Genomic DNA, 16,682 nt, shown 5'->3' with positions numbered 1-16,682 from the left:
CCCCCCCCCCCCCCCCCCCCCCCCCCCCCCCCCCCCCCCCCCCCCCCCCCCCCAACCAAAACACCCCCCCCTAGATGTAGCTCCGTCTCGTGGGCTCGGAGATGTGTATAAGAGACAGATCCCGACCATGGCTTCGACGTGCAAGGTGGTGGACAGGCGTTTGACCTTGAACATGAGGTCGGTGCCGATGTTGCCTGAGCCGATGATGGCTACTCCGACGGTCATGCCGGGTCTCCTTCGTGAGTGGGGCGGGGGGTGCTGAACGTGGCGCGGACCTCGCCGAGGCCATCGAGGCGCGCGGTGTACGTGCCGGAGTGGTCGACGCCGACCATGGGTCCGAGGGCGCCGGACAGCACGATCTCCCCGGCGCGCAACGAGCGACCTCTGCGGGCCATCTGCCGGGCGAGCCACGCCACCGAGATCACGGGGCTGCCCAGGCATGCGGCTCCGGTACCGGTAGAGACCACGTCGCCGTCGTGCTCGAGGGTCATGCCGAGGCCGGTCAGGTCCAGCCCGTCGAGGCCTCGCGGGGTCGTGCCGAGGACGACGGCGCCGCTGGAGGCGTTGTCGGCGATGGTGTCGGTGATGCGGATGTCCCATCCGCTGATGCGTGAGTCGACGACCTCGATGGCTGGCAGGACGAACTGGGTCGCTCGCAGGACGTCGGCGACGTTCGCCGTCGGCGCGTCCAGGTCGGAACCGAGGACGAACGCGACCTCGGCCTCCACGCGCGGTTGCAGGAACGTGGACAGGTCCAGCCGCTCACGGTCGGCGAACACCATGTCGTCGAGCAGGGAGCCGTAGTCGGGGGTTGTGACACCGAACTGTGTCTGGACTGCTGCGGATGTCAGGCCGATCTTGCGCCCGACGATGCTGCGTCCGTCCTTGAGTCGGCGTCCGATGTTGAGTGACTGGACGATGTAGGCACTGTCGTTGTCGGTGTCCCCGATGAGATCCCGGACAGGCGTGCAGGGCTCCCCGGAGGTGTGGGCGTCCCAGAGACGGTCGGCCGCCGCCCGCTGGGCTGCGGTCACGTGCAGGGTGTCGATGGCGCTCACAGCTGCACGCACACATTCGTCGGTTCGGTGTAGAAGTGCAGCGAGTGCTGGCCGCCTTCGCGCCCGATGCCCGAAAGTCCCACTCCTCCGAAGGGGCTGCGCAGGTCACGCAGGTACCACGCGTTGACCCAGGACATCCCGACCCGCATCTGCTGCGCAACGCGGTGGCCGCGTTCCAGGTCCGAGGTCCACGTCACCGCGGCCAGCCCGTACCGGGTGTCGTTGGCCAGGCGCACGGCCTCGACTTCGGTGTCGAACGGGATGAGCGCGGCGACGGGTCCGAAGACCTCCTCGCGTACGGTGCGGTGGCTGTTGTCCAGGCCGGTCCACAGCGTCGGTTCGATCCACGCGCCGGCATCCAGGTCGCCTCCCAGCGATGGGACGCCGCCACCGGCGAGCACGCTCGCTCCTTCGTTCTGGGCCAGCTTCAGGTACGACAGGACCTTCTCGCGGTGACCCAGGGAGATCAGCGGACCGGTTGTCGTGTCCGGGTCTTCGGGGCGCCCCAGTCGCAGCGCCTTGGCCCGCTCGGCCAGCTCGGCCGCGACCTGTTCGAAGATCGGCCGCTGCACGTAGACCCGCTCGGTACACAGGCACACCTGGCCGGTGTTGAGGAAGATGGACCGGGCCAGGCCGTCGGCTGCCTTGTCGAGGTCTGCGTCGGCGAAGACGACAGCCGCGTTCTTGCCACCGAGCTCGAACGAGACGGGCTTGACGCTGGGTGCGACGGCACGCATGATCGTCGACCCCGTCGAGGACTCGCCGGTGAAGGTGACGCCGTCGATGTCCGCGTGCGTGGTGAGGAACTGTCCGGCCGAGTCGGGCCCGAAGCCGTGCACGACGTTGTACACCCCGGCCGGCACGCCGGCTTCCGTCATCACCTCGGCGAGCAGGGTCGCGGTGGCCGGGGTCTCCTCCGAAGGCTTGACCACGACGGTGTTGCCGCAGGCGAGCGCGGGGGCGACCTTCCAGGTGAGCAGCAGCAGCGGAAGGTTCCAGGGAACGATGATGGCCACGACGCCCAGCGGTTTGCGCACGGCGTAGTTCAACGCGGTGCGTCCGTCGGACAGCTCCGTCAGGTAGGAGTCGAGGCCGGCGGCGGCGACCGTGTCGGCGAAGGCCCGGAAGTTCGTGGCGGCGCGGGCGACGTCGAGCTCCCGCACGAGGCTCAGGGGCTTGCCGGTGTCCGCCGACTCAGCGGCGACGAAGTCCTCGCTGCGGCGCTCGATGATGTCGGCGACGCGGCGCAGCATGCCCGCCCGGTTCTGCACACTGGTCTGCGCCCAGCCCGCGTCGAGGGCGTCTCGGGCCGCGGCAACAGCGGCGTCCACGTGCTGCCGGCCGGCCTCGTGCACGGTGCTGACGAGTGAGCCGTCGACCGGGCTGCACTTGTCGAAGGTCGCGACGCCATCGACGAACCGCCCGCCGATGAAGTTGCGGATCTGGTGGGACGTGCCGTTGGGAATAGCCATAGATGCAGGCTAGGAAGCAGAGGCGATGCCTGACTAATGCTCTTTGGCGGTCCAGTCATGCGCTTTCTGGTATGCCTGATCACGTGCAGGGTCTACCGAGCGCTCGAGCCGGCTATGACGACGGAACGGGTTCGCTGGCAGGCGAGCGTCGGTCCGGCGGAACGTTCCACCGCCCTCCACCAAGGTTGCGCAGGTGGACCACAAGCTCGAACGAGACTGCGGCCCAACGCCGGCACCCCCGCGCGTGACCCGGCTCGACCACCTGTCCATGACCTGGGGGCTCGCACGACCGCTTCCAGGAGGAGACGCGCACGTCAGGTCGACGAATGGCGGTACATCAGTTCCCTGCTCGCGGATCCCAGGAGGGGGCGATGCGACCTAGCAGGGACCGCTGGGGCTGGAGCGGGTCGCAGGTCAGGATGCGGGCTGCCGGGCACAGGTCACTGCATCGGACTCACCCTGATGCGCGGGAAGGGTCCGCACATTCGCCCAGGCGGCCGGGACGGTCCGGCGGCCTTCGGGCACTGCTTCGTGCCTCCGGGGAGGCCCGTCACCGGACGGTCGCGTCACCCCGCGGGATGTTGTCTCCGAGGTTGAAGTACTTGGAGTGGTGGAAGATCAGGGGCGCGACGTCCCCCTCTTCCTTCGAACCGTGGTCGATGACCTCGCCCACGAAGATCGAGTGGTCACCCCCGTCGTAGGTGCCCCACTTGCGGCACAGGAACCAGGCCAGACAGTCCTGGATGACGGGGCAACCGTGCTGGACGTCCATCTGCACGTCGGGCGAGACCGCCCACGGGCTGCGGGCATACCAGTCTGCGATGGCGCCCTGCTTGTTGCTCAGGATGCTCAGCCCGTAGTAACCATCGGTGGCCATGAGCAGCTCGTGCATCCGGCCCGGCTTGTTGACGCTGACCCCGCACAGTCGTGGGTCCAGCGAGACCGGTGAGAACGAGCTGGCCGTCATCCCGTGGACGCCGGTGCCGTCGCTGATGGTGACGATGCTGACGCCCGTGGGAAAGTGCCGCAGGGCGTGCCTGAACGCCAGTGCCTCAGGCCCGTTGGGAACGAACGTACTGGTGGGTGTGGTCACCTGAATCACTCCTCGTCGCCAGGCCAACACCGGCCTTCGGCTTTGCTGGAGAGATCATCGTGCGCGACCCGGGTCATGCCACGCCAATGCGCGTTTACGCGGAAGGCATACCTACTTGGTCATGGGCGCACCCTGGTCGACGAGCTCCTGAAGGACCTCGATCATCTTCGCCGCAGCAGGTGTCAGCGGGCGCGAGGCGGACAGGGTGATGCCGACGCTGTGGCTCACGAGATCGAGCGAGGGACCCAGTGAGACAGCTCCGTCGATCGTGTTCAGGATCGAGGTCGACACGGCAGCGATGGAGTCCGTGGTCAGCAGCAGGTGCCGCAGGGCCAGGAAGGAGGTTGTCTCGACCCGGTTCACGGGCAGCTCGATGCCCTGCTCACCGAAGAACACCTCCAGCTCGCCCCGCAGCCGAGCCTCCGAGCTGGGCATGATCCAGGGGTAGTTCGACAGCTCGGAGACAGGGAACGTCCCCCTCCGCGCCAATGGATGGTCGGCGCGCACGGCTAAAGAGACCGCCTCGTCGTGCAGGCGTCGCCGGATGAAGTGTTCGTCCGTCGGTCGGGTGAGCCGGCCGACGACCAGGTCGAGGCGGCCGGCTTCCAGCTCGATGAGCAGGCGTTGCGGGAGCGCCTCGTACAGCTCCACGGTGAGCATCGGATGGCGCGCCTTCAAGCTCGCGACGGCGCGCGGCACCAACGCATTCGAGCCCGTCAGGTGCACGCCGACCACCACGGTGCCCCGGTCGGCATCCAGCAGCTCCTGGACGTGCCGTTCGGCCTGGCGCACCTGGGAGATGATCGCCCTCGCGTGGATGGTGAATGCCTCGCTGACCGGGGTCGAGGACAGGCCGCGGGACGTGCGCTCGAACAGCGGCACGCCCAGGAGCAGCTCGAGCTCGCGAAGCGTCCGGGTCGCTGCGGGCTGGGTGATGCCCAGCTCCTCGGCGGCGGCGCTCAAGGTGCCCAGTCGGGCGATGGCATCGGCCAACAGAAGGTGGCGGAACTTGAGCCGCCCGTCGAGCAGGTTCGGCTTCTTCATGGCTCATCCCCATACCAGTTCAGCAATACCGCACATGCGATTTGATATTTGCCGAGCATAACGAGGGCGCTCACGATAGGTCCACAGACCACAGACACCGCCGCCTAGTGGAGGACCCCATGTCTGGCACCGCCTACAACACCTATCTGCAGGCCGACACCCTGCACTCGCTCCAGGTTCCGGTGACACAGGACGAGGGCGAGCTCTCCTTCCTGGTGGTGTGCCAAGTCCAGGAGCTCTACTTCGCGCTCATCTCGCACGACATCGGCGCCGCGTCGCACCACCTGCGCGGGGACGCACTGTCTGCGGCGACGTCGTCCGTGCAGCGCGCTGGTTCGCACTTTGCGGGCCTCAACGCAACCTGGCGGTCGCTGGGGTGGATGCTGCCGGCGGACTTCGCCGCCATCAAGCAAGGCATGACCGCAGTCCACGGCAGGTCCACGTCCCTGCAGTCGTGGACCTACCGCGAGATGCTGTTCCGTCTCGGCCTCAAGGACGCCAGCCTCGCCGAGGAGGTGGCCGCCATGCCGGCCCAGTACGCGCAGCTGCGCGAGGCTCTCGCTACGCCAAGCGTGTACGAGGAGGCCTTGGCCCTGGCCCGCCGGCGAGGCCACGAGCTGCCCACCGCCGACACGTCCGACGCACCCGACACGTCGGACGCACCCGAGGCGCCCGACGCCGGGCAACGCCTCGAGCCGGCCGTCGTCGACTTCTGGACCTCGGTGCTTCTCTCTGCCGACCCTGACCTGTCGGACTTCCGGGCCTTCGCGCGCGCCCTCATCGGCGTGGCCGAAGGTTTGGCCGAGTACAGGTACCTGCACTACCTCGCGACCAACCGCACCCTCGGCGCGCGGCCCGCACACTTCGGCGTCAGCGGCGTCGCCTGGCTCACCCCGACCCTGACAGTGCTGCCGTTCCCGGAGCTGTGGGCGACCCGAACGGGCGGTGAGTGAGGATGCCCTCGCCGTTCACGATCGTCGGCATCTCGGGCAGCCTGCGCCGCGCCTCCTTCAACACCAGGCTCTTGGACGAGGCTGCCAAGCTGGCCCCCGAGCTCCTTCACGTCGACGTGTACGAACAGCTGGGTAGCCTCCCGCACTTCAACGAGGACCAGGAAACCCCTGCCCCGAGCCAGGTCGACGACCTTCGGCGCCAGGTCCGCGACGCAGACGGCCTGCTGATCGCGACGCCCGAGTACAACGCCTCGATCCCCGGCGTGCTGAAGAACGCGCTCGACTGGCTCTCCCGGCCCGTGGACGGTGTCGCACCACCGCTGAAGGGCAAGCCGGTCGCGATCCTCGGCGCATCCATGAGCCCACTCGGGACCGTCCGCGCCCAGCTCAGCCTTCGCCAGATTCTCCACAAGCTCGACGCCGCGGTCGTACGGCAGCCGGAGTTCATTCTCGGCACCGCACACACGCAGCTCCATGAGGGCGAGGGCTTGAACTCACCGACAGCCGAGGTCCTGCGCCTGGTCCTCGAACAGCTGCACGCCTTGATCGGGCGTGGCTCGCGCGCACCGATCGACTGAACAAAGACACGACGGCTCGGCCGCACTCACAAGTGCAGCCGCCGCTCGGCTCACCTCCAGCACTATCCGAACGAGGACTCCCATGGCAACGACAACAGACACGACTCAGGGCCCAGCCCTCGGCATGCGCAAGAAGGTCATCGTGGCGGTCGCCGGCTCGGCGATCGAGTGGTACGACTTCTTCATCTACGCCACCGCCTCCGCGCTGGTTCTCAACAAGCTGTTCTTCCCGTCGTTCAGTAGCTCGGCCGGCCTGCTGCTGTCACTGTCGACGTTCGCGGTCGGCTTTCTCGTGCGGCCCTTCGGCGCGGCGCTGTTCGGTCACTTCGGTGACCGGTTCGGGCGCAAGCCCACGCTGGTGACCGCCATGATGCTCATGGGCGCCGCGACCACGGCGATCGGGTTCCTTCCGACATATGGGTCGGCTGGAACGTTGGCCCCGGTCCTCCTCGTGGCGCTGCGACTCATCCAAGGCCTTGCCCTGGGCGGCCAGTGGGGCGGCGCGGTTCTCATCGTCTGCGAGAGCGCGCCAGCGCATCGCCGCGGCTTCTACGGCAGCTTCGCCCAGATCGGCGTCCCCCTGGCCCTCATCCTGTCCAACGTCATCTTCGTGACCTTGTCCGCGACCACCAGTGAAGCCGCGTTCCTCCAGTGGGGATGGCGAATCCCCTTCTTCCTGAGCGTTCTTCTGGTCGGCGTCGGTATCTACGCCCAGTCCCGGCTCGAGGGCGTGGACTCTGCGCAGGAGGACCAGTCGAACCGGCTGCCGCTGGTGGAGCTGCTGCGCGAGCACTGGAAGGAGACGCTTCAGGCCGCCGGAGCCACCCTGCTGAACGCGGCCGCCTACTACGTCCTGACCGTGTACGTCCTGGCCTACTTCACCACCGGCCTGGGCCTGCCCAAGAGCGCCATTCTCACGGCGGTCATCATCGCGGCGGTCGTCTCGATCGCCACGATCCCGGCCGCGGCTCACCTGTCCGACCGGATCGGCCGACGCAAGACATATGCCATCGGTGCCGTTGCGCTCGGCATCTGGGTGTTCCCGATGTTCTGGCTCATCAACACCGGCAGCGTGACCCTGGCGACCATCGCGTTGGTCGTCGCCCAAGTCTTCTTCAGCTTCACCTACGGGCCGGCGCCAGCCCTGTTCTCGGAGATGTTCGGCCGCAAGGTCCGCTACTCCGGAGTCTCCCTCGGCTACCAGCTCGGCGCCGTTGCCGGGGGCGCGTTCGCTCCCCTCATCGCGACCGCACTGTACGCCGAGTTCGGGACGAGCAACGTCGTCGCCGCGTACCTGACCGGAGTTGCGGTCCTGTCCCTCGTCGCCGTAGGCCTCATCTCCCAACCCCGCCCTGCCACGAGGACCGCCACAACGGCGGCGCGCAGCCGGACAGCACGCGCCCAGGTCGGACTGCTCGACTGAGCAGGCCCCCCGGGCCCCCGACCTCGGGGGCCCGGGCGCCTGTGCGGGACGACCGACCCAATACTCACGCGCGCCGCACGGCCCTGAGGCGGGTCAACGCGCCTTCTCACCGGCCGGGCAGGCGTCGCGACAGCCCTGGCCGCGGACGAACCTCCCCGGCGGGCCGCCTCCCCTGCGCACCGTCTGCGTCTCGTCGAGGCCTCCGTGCGCCTTGCCCTCATGCATCCGTGCCCGTCGCGCCCCCCGTCACCGCGGCCTCGCGGGCGACCGGTGACGCATCACCGCTGCGCCGCACCCCGCCCCGCGATTCGCCGCCTCGGCGCGCCGACCCAGCCCGTGGACGGCCACGACTCGCCACGTCATCCACGAAAGGCTAAACTGAACCCGATGGTCCACTTCGTAGTCCTCGGGCCGAGCGGGTACACCATTTCTCCGGCCACCGTCAGGGAAGGCCGTCGATCGCCCAACTTCGCCTGAACGTCAATGCATTCCGACACAACAGCCTCCGGAGAACACGCCCATGACTGCCGAGCCATTGGAGCAGCGGTGCCCCGAAATGGAAGCCCCATATAGTGGACCAGCTAGTCCCTTTTACGGCCCGTCATCCGCGTCGCTGGTCGCGGACGAGTCTCCAGGGGCGCCGCTGGAGGAGAACCGGGGATCGACTCCGAGCGATACGGACCACGCGCCGTCGGCGACAGATGACGAACCCGGGCGTGCCGAGGAGAACTCGCGCTGGACCAGCGCGTTGACCGGCCCAGGGCCCGGCCGCGAAGCCGCCGCCGACGCCTTGTACGCGTATCTGTTGCGCGCCGCTCGCAGCGAGCTGGCCCACCGGTCGAGCACATCGCGCCTTTCCGGCCCCGAGCGTGACGACCTTGCCCATCAGTCCGCTGCGGACGCGTTGGTCTCGGTCATCAGACGAATCCGTGACTTCCGAGGCGAGAGCAAGTTCACGACCTGGGCCCGTAGCTTCGTCACCTTCGAGGTTCGAGTGAAGATCCGCCAGCACAACCGCCGCACCGGCTCTCACCTGCTGGTCGGCGAGGACTGGGACCGCATCACGCCCTTGGGGCCTCATGGCCCAGACGCCGACGTTGAGGCGTTCGAGCTCAGACAGGCCGTGGTGTCCGCGATGACGACCGCCCTGACCGCTCGGCAACGAGCGGTGTTCGTGGGCCTTGTGGTGCACGGGGCAACGATCGAGCAGCTGGCAGCACAGCTTGGCTCGAACCGAAACGCCGTCTACCAGCTGATGTTCCATGCTCGGCGGAACCTGCGGCGTCAGCTCACCCAACGAGGCTTCATGTACGGGGTTCCGTCGTCCTGACCGATGCGCTCATGGACGCCACCACCAAGCAGGCGTCCCAGTGATGCGGGGCGCTACTCCGACTGGGCGGTGCGGTCTGGTCGGTTGATCCGCACTCCTCCTACGGGAAGGTCCAGGTCGGCGTGCAGCAGCCGGTAGACCGACAGCTCCCGGTCGTAGTACTTGTCGGTCTCCCCGACCCACTCCATCCCGACCCGTCCCGCCAAGGCCGCGGCGCGCCGGTTGTGGGGACGGACCACCGCGAAGATCTCCGCGGCCCCGTTGGCGAACGCATAGTGAGCCAGCGCGTGACCCGCCTCGGTGGCCAACCCCTTGCCCCACCATGTCGGCTGCAGCTGCCATGCGATCTGCAGGTCCTCGCCGCCAGGCCCGAACGGCAGCAGCGCGGCCCCACCTACGACCTCTCGACCTGCGCAGGTCCCCGCTAGCGCTATCGCCCACCGACCAACCGGTGGCACCGCGTGCTCGTTCTCGCTGATCCAGCGGTCCAGGATGCCGGCCATGGTTCCGGTGTCGGGCACGAGTGACATCTCGGGTTCGAGCCAGTGCGCCACGGCACAGCTGCCGTAGATGCTCAACGCCTCGGTCACGTCCCGGCCGGCCCACGGACGCAGCACCACCTTCGGGGTGCGGATGACTCGTCCGTCGATCTCGCAGAAGTCGATCATTGCGGTGTCTGAGCTCCTTTACGTGTGTCTCCGGGGTCGGGTGCAGCCGTCATCGGACTTTGTCCGGGGGGACGCGACCATGGTTCTCGGCATGGCCGCGCTCAGGTCTCAGTGCTGTTCACGCGACGTCTCTTAGCGGCGGCGGGTGGACGGGTTGCTGCCCTGTCGGCGTGCGCGCGCACTGCTCGATCCGCTGGGTGAGCGCGAGGTGCGGCATCTGCCGGAGGGTGGGTCCACACCGCTGGGCGGCTGTGAGATCTGCGTGGCACCGAACACTCAAGCCGGCGACGGTCTCGCAGCTCCCCCAGGTCGAACTCGCGGCGCGTCTCCAGACCGACGACCATGAAGAAGACCGCCATGAGGCCGCTGTTGACCCACTCGCGCAGGGTGAGGGTCACACCGTGCTCACCGACGAGCACCGACACGTGCGTGACCCAGACGGTGGCGTAGCTCGAGCCGGCGTTGGTCCAGCACACGGCCGCGACGATGGCGAGCGCCAGCACACCGGCACTGCCCGACCCGGTCCGCAGGAACGAGCCGGCTGCACCCCAAGCCGCCCCCTGTTCGCCCTTACCCGGTGCCAACAGCGGCGAGATGTCTTCGTGGGCAAGGTCCTTCACTGCGCGACCTCTCACAGTGGCCGGCACTGCACCGGGGCACAGCCACAGGGAAGCCGTGCCCCGGCGGTCTCGGTGTGACGGTGCCCTCGGCACCGGCCGAAGGTCTCACGTCCGGCGTGCGGGAACGCCGCTAGTCCGTCAAGGAGAGGCTGCGTCGTTCTTGGGGTTCCTCCAGGTCGGCCGGTCCAGGCGGTACCGGTTCAGGGTCATCCCGTAGTACTCACTGGTCGAGCCGTCGGGTCTCATACCGATGTGAATGGCGGTCCCGATCGCCCGGTCGTTGGCCGGGTCGATGAGCGCGTAGAGGCGGTCGATGGCCTCGACGCTGAACGCGTGGTGGGCCACTGCGTGGGCGGCCTCGGACGCAAACCCCTGCCGTGCCGCCTCCGGCGCGACGTGCCACCACAACGTCAGCAGGGGCGGCCCACTGGTCGGCGTCGTCAGGTGGGCGCTGCCGATGACCTTGCCGGTGTCCTGTCGTTCGATGGCCCATCGGCCCTGCGGCACCGGGGCGCGGTTGGACTCGACGATCCAGCGGTCCAGCAGCCGGCGTGCCGCGTCCGGGCTGGCGATCTGCGGCACGACTGGATGCATCCACCGGGTCACGGACGGGTGCGCGAACAGGTCGTAGGCGACGTCGGTGTCATCGAGGTCCCAGGCGCGCAGCACGATCCGCGGCGTCCGGATCTGCAACAGCTCGAGGCGGACGTCGTGCGGGTCCTCGTGCCGGTCGTGCACGAACGCATCCGGTCCGGCAGCGTCGAGACGCGCTTGGCCGGTACGGTGCCGTCGCGGGACGGGGGGCGCGAGCAGCTCGGCGTGCTCGGGGTGCCTCTGGATGTACTCCGACACGTAGGAGCACGTCGGCGCAAGACGCGCGCCTCTGGACCGGACGATGCCGATCGCGTGCTCCACGAGCAGCGCCCCGACGTCGTGTCCGCGTAGTCGGGGCGTGACGTACGTGTGCTCGAGCTCGACGTGGCCGACGGAGGTCCACCTGTAGGACAGCAGGCCGATGACCGTGCCGGAGCGAACGGCCTCGTACTGCTGGTTGACCGGGTTGTCGAGTATCTCGATGGGTGCGGTGGCATCGGTGCTTCGTTCGAGCGGATCGGGCATGGTTCACCTTCTTGGCTGTGCAGCCTGCGAGGGCGTGGTCACCGCGGGTCGCGGGCCATGCACCGGGGGCACCACCTTGATGGCGTTGGTGCAGGGCTGCGCGCAAACGGGTCAGTGGCTGCTCGACTGCTGGTGACCGCCGCAGCCGAGTTCTTATCGGATCGGCACACCGGGTGGCCGACGCGGCGGGGTCGCTGGGTGCCGAGATCCGCCTCCGGCAGGTGGCTGAGCCGGCACCAGATGAAGCGACCGCATCCAATGCCGCGTGGAGCCAGCACTTCGACCTCACGAAGGACGCGCCGCGTGCCACGGCCGAGGACGTGGTGTGGGCGGACGCGGGTCGCGGCCATCCGGTGCCGGCGCGCTCGGGCCGACCTTGCCATGTCCCAGCGCTCCGCGTCGGTGGCGCGAGCAGGACGCGTGCTCGTCCGCGATCGTCGTCAGTGGCCGCGTCGGGTCCGAGCGGACTCCTCGACGGTGAGCTCTGCCGCGGGGTCGGCCACAAGACGCGCGTCGGGAATCGCGACCCCGCTCTGCACCGAGAACCCGTACGTTCCAGCGGCGAGTCGGGCGTCTGCTCGGTCCAACGCCGCCAGTCGCTCCCGCAGGATGCCGTCGATCGTGATGCCGATGACCTCGTGCTGCAACGGCTGGGCGGCGTCCGCGTCCCCGTCTCCGGCCTCACGCATGGCCTCGTTGTCCTCGATGCGTGCCGAGGCTGAGGTGGCCAGCAGCTCGGTCACGCGGGCGCGCTCGGCATCCAAGAGCGTCTTGGCCTGGTCAACGTCCACAAGAAGTCCTTTCGTCTGTCCTCGCGCGGCAGTCCGTCGCGCGGTCCGTTCGTGGGGTGCGTCGCGGCGGTGCAGGGCGGCTCAGCGGCCCGCGAGGTAGGCGCCGACACGCGCTCGGACCACGTTGCGCCCGCGGGCGAGGTCACGCTGCACGTCCGGGACCTCGCGCCCCAGGACGAGCGCTGCCGACAGGAGCTCCTGACCCTGGATGTCGACGAGGTCGACGACGTCGGCCACCTGCCGCGGCAGGTCGTCCAGCGCCGAGTCGACGACGCCGTACAGCTCTTCGGTCTCCAGCTCGGCTTCGGGGCCGAGGAACCTCGTCAGCGCCGGCCACGCCCTCGGCGGGCTGACCCAGCTGCCGACATCGCTGCCCTCGCTGTACAGCTCTGGCAGAAGGAGTTCGGCTGGGTCGGCGTCCGCGTCCAACATCTGCAGCTCAGCCAGGTCACGAAGGGACCCGTTCACCTCGAACCCCGCCGGCAGGTCGCCCTCGATCGGTTCGGACGAGGAGTGCGCGTGGTGCGCCAGGATGCTGTCGGCCCACTCCTCTCGGGTGTCCTCGTCGTCCGTCACGTGCCTCGCCGCTTGACGGAGCAGGTGCGCGGCCAGCTCCTCACGCCGGGGGGTGCGAGTCCGCAGCTGCGACAGGAAGTAGTCCCAGGTCTCCTGAACGAGGTCATCGGCATGGGCAGGATCAGCGGCCCGAGCCAGCTGGGCCAAGAACTTCTGCTGGTCCTCGACGGGGTCGTTGGCCGGCAGGCCGTGGTGCCCCGGAATCGTTGGCGTGGCCCGCGTCCGCCGTGCCGTCCTCGGCGCCGCCATCAGAGCGGACGTCGTCGCGACCTGGTCCAGGTGCGTCGTGCACGCCGAGCACCGAGCGGCATGACGCGCCGTGTCAACGAGGTCGGACGCCGGGACAGCGCCGCTGAGCACCAGCCCTCCATAGGCCGCGACCGCGCTACACCTCATCTGTTACTCCTTCGGTCGGCGCCGGCCAGGCACGCGGCGCATGCCCGCGGCAGGGACGCTCATGTCCGTGTTCGTGTCCGGTCCGCGGGGGTTCTTTGGTCTCGCTGGGGGGCAGGGCGAGCACGGGCGCTGGCCATTGCGCCGGTCGGGGGCGGCACCGTTCGGGCCGTGGCGTTCTCGTCATCCGGAGGGCCCGAACCGTTCCACCCGGATGTCCGTGGAAGGGACGCCGAGGGCGTCGAGCAGCATGGCGGCCGTGTCGCAGAAGGCGGGCGACCCGCACACGAACGGCAGCTGCCCCGGTCGCAGCACGGGAGCCAGATCGGCCTCGGTGAGGCGTCCCGCAGCACGGGGATGCCGCGGCGGCGCCTGCCGCGTGTAGACGACCGTGGTCTGCTCTGCGGCGAGCTCGCTGGCGTAGTACAGCTCGCTCGGGCTGCGCGCCGAGACCACCAACGTCACGAGGTCCTCACGACCGACGGCTCGGGCCGCGCGAAGCATCGACATCAGCGGGACGACCCCACTTCCTCCGGCGATCCCGAGCATGGGTACCGACACGTCCCACGCGAAATGGCCGCCGATCGGGCCGCGTACCTGGACGGTGTCACCGATCTCGAGGCACTCGTGCAGGAACGTGGACACCTCACCTCCGCGGAGCAGCTCCACCGTGATCTCCAACGGGTCGCTGCCCGGCGCCGAGGCGGCCGAGTACGCCCGCTGCGCCCGGTACCCGTCCTCAGCCATCAGCCGAACGATGAAGTGCTGGCCGGCAACGAAGTCATGCGGGCCGGCAAGCATGAGCTGCAACGTCTTCGCCGTGAGGGTCTCGCATCGGAGCCCGACGACCGTGGCCGTCTGCCACGGCTGGACGGGCGGAACACGGGTCGTGACCAACCGGTCCATCAGTCTCCCTGGTACCGCTGCTCGAGCCACGGGTCCCCACGGTCGTGGTAGCCGCTGCGTTCCCACAGGCCGGGCTCGTCGTGGTCCATCAGGTGCAGGCCCGACACCCACTTGGCGCTCTTCCAGAAGGCGAGGTGCGGGACGAGCAGCCGGGCGGGGCCACCGTGCTCGGCCGGCAGGGGCTGGCCGCCGACCTCCCACACGACCCAGGCCTTGCCGCCGAGGACGTCCTCGAGAGGCAGGTTGGTCGTGTACCCGGTGTGGGAACGGGCCAGGACGAACGTGGCCTCCGGCAGGACGCCGGCGAGGTCCAGAAGGGTGTCGACGGACACACCGCGGAAGGTCATGTCGAACTTGGACCACGTGGTGACGCAGTGGATGGCGCCTTCGTACGTCGATGGCGTCATGCGGTGCAGCTGTACCCATGACCACGTGTGCGGGTCCCGCACCAGCCCGTCGACGGTGAACGTCCACGTGGCCGTGTCCAACCTCGGCGTGGGCTCGTAGCTCAGGACCGGCCAGTTGTCGCCGGTGTCGTACTGCCCCGGAGGGAGCCTCGAGTCACTGCGGTCGCGCCTCGTGAACCCTCGTGTCACTGACATGTCGGAACGTCACCTGCTTCCAGTGGTGGGTGGTGGTGTTCGGGGTGGGCCCACGGGCCCTTCATGGCCTGCCCGCGCCTGTCGGAGCCGTTTCGGCCTCGAGCATCCACGCCTGCTCTCGGTCTCGAGGATCGTCTGGTTGAACAGGTCAGCGGTCGCCGGGTCGACGGCGCCGGCGCCCGGGGACTCGTGGCGTCGCGCGGCTGTCGCCGTCAGTTGCGTCCCGCCATGACGCCACCGTCGACGTTGACGATGCTGCCGGTGACCCAGCCGGCGTCGTCGGAGAGCAGGTACGTGACGGCTCCGGCGATGTCCTCGGGGGTGCCGACACGACCGAGCGGGTGCACCCCGTCCAGCCCGTGCAGCGTCTCCTCGATCTGGTCCGCCGGCACGAAGCCTTCGTACAGGGGCGTGGCCACGACCGCGGGAGCGACGGCGTTGACCCGGATGCGCTGGGGTGCGAGCTCGATGGCCAGGTTGTGCGTCAGAGCGTGCAGGCCCGCCTTGGCCATGGAGTACGCCGACGACGGGGTCGCACCGAGGGCCTGGTGCGCCCACATGGAGCCGATGTTGACGATGGAGCCACCACCACGGGCGACCATGAGGCGGGCCACGCCCTGGGTGAGGAAGAACGTGCCACGGTTGATGTCCAGGTAGGAGTCGTAGGCGGCGAGGTCGTAGTCCAGGAAGTTCTTCGGGATGAAGAAGCCTGCAGAGTTGACGAGGAGGCTGGTGTCGGCGTGGTCGCGAGCGAGCGCGTCGACCATGGCGTCGACCTGTGCCGCGTCGTTGAGGTCGCCGGCGAGCGCGGTGACGCGGTCGCCGCCGTCCAGGTACTGGACTGCTTCGTCCAGCTTGGTGTGGCTGCGCCCGATGAGCACCACCGAACCGCCCTCGCCCAGCACGGTGGCAGCGGTGGCCCGGCCCATTCCGCTGCTGCCGCCTGTGACGACCAGCTTGTGTCCCACGAATCGATCTGACATGTGCCGCAACCTCCGGTTGAGTGTGAATCCGCCGCCGCTGTGGGGGCGGGGGCTTCGGTCGGCGAAGCCATGGCAGGTAGGTGGCGCGCGGCAGCCGTTCCTTATGGGGACCGGCCCGTCGGCCCGATGGTTGTCGCCGCCGGCTGGGGCCTGAGGTGACCCGCTGCCCCTTGAGGGAGCAATCCGGAGGCTTGCCACGGGTGTCCGCTGCGCGACCCCGATGAGGACCGAGCCGTCCACCTCTGTGCGATCACACCACCTGCGGATATGCTCGCGGTGTGCCCGGTGACGAGGGTCGGCATCCGCCGCGGTTGACAGCTCGGGGCGCAGCCACGCGTGCCCGCATCCTGCAAGCAGCCGACGACCTCATTCTCGTCCACGGGGTCAACCGCACCCGGCTCGACGACGTGCGGGCCGCGACCGGCGTGAGCAAGTCGCAGCTGTATCACTTCTTCCCGGACAAGAGCGCCCTGGTGGCCGCGGTCATCGAGCGCCGCGCCGAGGTCATCATGGAGCGCGAGCGCGACCTGCTGCGCCGCGTTGACTCCATGCGTGGTCTGGAACGCTGGCGCACCGCAGCGGTGAACCGGGTCCAGCTGCGGCGCGGCGCTCACGGCTGCGCCCTCGGCTCCCTGCTCAGTGAGCTCGCCGACCAGGACGACGACGCGCTCACTGCCTTGGCCGGTCACTTCCACACGTGGCAGATGCTGATGAAGGACGCGCTCGACCGGATGAGCAGCAACGGGGCGCTACGGCCCGACGCAGACACCGAACGCCTCGCGACCGGTCTCATGGCTGCCCTGCAGGGCGGCTACCTGCTGTCGCAGGCGGCCAACAACGCGACCCCGATGCAGGCGTCCCTGGACATGGCACTCGAGCACATCGCCTCGTACGCGACCAAGGCGGCGTAGAGCCGAAGGACTCCGCGCGTTCCGTGCGTCCGGCCCCTGACTCGTGCGGGTGAACCAGCGCACCGGACACCGCGCGGACGGGCAAGACGAGACGTCGTGCAACGAGGGTGCCGATCCCCGACATCGAGACCCTCGGCCGGCACGCGTCCAGAGCTCTACGCC

The 16,682-nt window shown here is 69.0% G+C and carries 17 protein-coding genes and 1 pseudogene; 5 read left to right on the top strand and 13 right to left on the bottom strand.

The annotated features are described in order from the left end of the window. The 5 genes and pseudogenes from ACR9ZK_RS15565 to ACR9ZK_RS15545 form a co-directional block, all read right to left on the bottom strand. A pseudogene (locus tag ACR9ZK_RS15565) lies at nucleotides 1-225 on the bottom strand (hypothetical protein); the annotation flags it as partial. Further along, the gene (locus ACR9ZK_RS15560; RefSeq protein WP_481342860.1) at nucleotides 222-1,058 is read right to left on the bottom strand and encodes a 2-keto-4-pentenoate hydratase; all 837 of its coding nucleotides are present in this window, start codon (nucleotides 1,056-1,058) and stop codon (nucleotides 222-224) included. The pseudogene ACR9ZK_RS15565 and the gene ACR9ZK_RS15560, both read right to left, overlap by 4 nt. Further along, complete coding sequence (locus tag ACR9ZK_RS15555) at nucleotides 1,055-2,530, bottom strand: 2-hydroxymuconic semialdehyde dehydrogenase (protein WP_481342859.1); 1,476 nt, start codon at nucleotides 2,528-2,530, stop codon at nucleotides 1,055-1,057. The genes ACR9ZK_RS15560 and ACR9ZK_RS15555 overlap by 4 nt, the downstream gene beginning before the upstream one ends. 550 nt (nucleotides 2,531-3,080) lie before the next feature. Beyond that, nucleotides 3,081-3,623, bottom strand: coding sequence for a flavin reductase family protein (locus tag ACR9ZK_RS15550; protein ID WP_481342858.1), 543 nt, complete (start codon nucleotides 3,621-3,623; stop codon nucleotides 3,081-3,083). A gap of 111 nt (nucleotides 3,624-3,734) precedes the next feature. Beyond that, complete coding sequence (locus tag ACR9ZK_RS15545) at nucleotides 3,735-4,667, bottom strand: LysR substrate-binding domain-containing protein (protein WP_481342857.1); 933 nt, start codon at nucleotides 4,665-4,667, stop codon at nucleotides 3,735-3,737. Nucleotides 4,668-4,786: 119 nt separating this feature from the next. Between ACR9ZK_RS15545 and ACR9ZK_RS15540 the strand changes: the two genes are divergently transcribed. The 4 genes from ACR9ZK_RS15540 (at nucleotide 4,787) to ACR9ZK_RS15525 (ending at nucleotide 8,951) form a co-directional block, all read left to right on the top strand. After that, nucleotides 4,787-5,620, top strand: a complete 834-nt coding sequence (locus ACR9ZK_RS15540) for a tryptophan 2,3-dioxygenase family protein (RefSeq protein WP_481342856.1) — start codon at nucleotides 4,787-4,789, stop codon at nucleotides 5,618-5,620. A gap of 2 nt (nucleotides 5,621-5,622) precedes the next feature. Beyond that, complete coding sequence (locus ACR9ZK_RS15535) at nucleotides 5,623-6,198, top strand: NADPH-dependent FMN reductase (RefSeq protein ID WP_481342855.1); 576 nt, start codon at nucleotides 5,623-5,625, stop codon at nucleotides 6,196-6,198. Nucleotides 6,199-6,280: 82 nt separating this feature from the next. Then, nucleotides 6,281-7,621: an MFS transporter gene (locus tag ACR9ZK_RS15530; protein ID WP_481342854.1), complete on the top strand. Its 1,341-nt coding sequence runs from the start codon at nucleotides 6,281-6,283 to the stop codon at nucleotides 7,619-7,621. A gap of 520 nt (nucleotides 7,622-8,141) precedes the next feature. Then, nucleotides 8,142-8,951, top strand: a complete 810-nt coding sequence (locus tag ACR9ZK_RS15525; protein ID WP_481342853.1) for an RNA polymerase sigma factor — start codon at nucleotides 8,142-8,144, stop codon at nucleotides 8,949-8,951. A gap of 53 nt (nucleotides 8,952-9,004) precedes the next feature. Here ACR9ZK_RS15525 and ACR9ZK_RS15520 read toward each other — a convergent pair whose 3' ends face one another. From ACR9ZK_RS15520 to ACR9ZK_RS15485, 8 genes are all read right to left on the bottom strand, one after another. Further along, nucleotides 9,005-9,619 (bottom strand): GNAT family N-acetyltransferase, encoded by a 615-nt coding sequence (locus tag ACR9ZK_RS15520; protein ID WP_481342852.1) that lies wholly within the window; start codon nucleotides 9,617-9,619, stop codon nucleotides 9,005-9,007. A 101-nt stretch (nucleotides 9,620-9,720) separates the two neighbouring features. Next, complete coding sequence (locus ACR9ZK_RS15515; protein ID WP_481342851.1) at nucleotides 9,721-10,239, bottom strand: Na+/H+ antiporter NhaA; 519 nt, start codon at nucleotides 10,237-10,239, stop codon at nucleotides 9,721-9,723. Between the two features lie 138 nt (nucleotides 10,240-10,377). Then, nucleotides 10,378-11,358: a GNAT family N-acetyltransferase gene (locus ACR9ZK_RS15510; RefSeq protein WP_481342850.1), complete on the bottom strand. Its 981-nt coding sequence runs from the start codon at nucleotides 11,356-11,358 to the stop codon at nucleotides 10,378-10,380. Nucleotides 11,359-11,798: 440 nt separating this feature from the next. After that, nucleotides 11,799-12,149 (bottom strand): TraR/DksA family transcriptional regulator, encoded by a 351-nt coding sequence (locus tag ACR9ZK_RS15505; RefSeq protein WP_481342849.1) that lies wholly within the window; start codon nucleotides 12,147-12,149, stop codon nucleotides 11,799-11,801. Between the two features lie 81 nt (nucleotides 12,150-12,230). Then, nucleotides 12,231-13,121 carry a sigma-70 family RNA polymerase sigma factor gene (locus ACR9ZK_RS15500; RefSeq protein ID WP_481342848.1) on the bottom strand — a complete coding sequence of 297 codons (891 nt, stop codon included), beginning with the start codon at nucleotides 13,119-13,121 and terminating at the stop codon, nucleotides 12,231-12,233. A gap of 180 nt (nucleotides 13,122-13,301) precedes the next feature. Further along, a complete protein-coding gene (locus ACR9ZK_RS15495) occupies nucleotides 13,302-13,919 on the bottom strand; it encodes an FAD-binding oxidoreductase (RefSeq protein ID WP_481342861.1) in 618 nt (205 codons plus the stop codon). A 104-nt stretch (nucleotides 13,920-14,023) separates the two neighbouring features. Next, nucleotides 14,024-14,626 carry a sulfite oxidase-like oxidoreductase gene (locus ACR9ZK_RS15490; RefSeq protein ID WP_481342847.1) on the bottom strand — a complete coding sequence of 201 codons (603 nt, stop codon included), beginning with the start codon at nucleotides 14,624-14,626 and terminating at the stop codon, nucleotides 14,024-14,026. A 212-nt stretch (nucleotides 14,627-14,838) separates the two neighbouring features. Further along, entirely contained in the window at nucleotides 14,839-15,594 is a 756-nt protein-coding gene (locus tag ACR9ZK_RS15485; protein WP_481342846.1) for an SDR family NAD(P)-dependent oxidoreductase, read from the bottom strand. 293 nt (nucleotides 15,595-15,887) lie between these two features. Between ACR9ZK_RS15485 and ACR9ZK_RS15480 the strand changes: the two genes are divergently transcribed. Further along, nucleotides 15,888-16,520, top strand: a complete 633-nt coding sequence (locus ACR9ZK_RS15480; protein ID WP_481342845.1) for a TetR/AcrR family transcriptional regulator — start codon at nucleotides 15,888-15,890, stop codon at nucleotides 16,518-16,520. The last annotated feature ends 162 nt before the right edge of the window (nucleotides 16,521-16,682 follow it).

The sequence above is a fragment of the Monashia sp. HAY1-5C genome (genome assembly GCF_056755255.1).
Note: the sequence above shows the minus strand (reverse complement) of the source record. Positions and strands in the feature narration are given on the sequence as shown.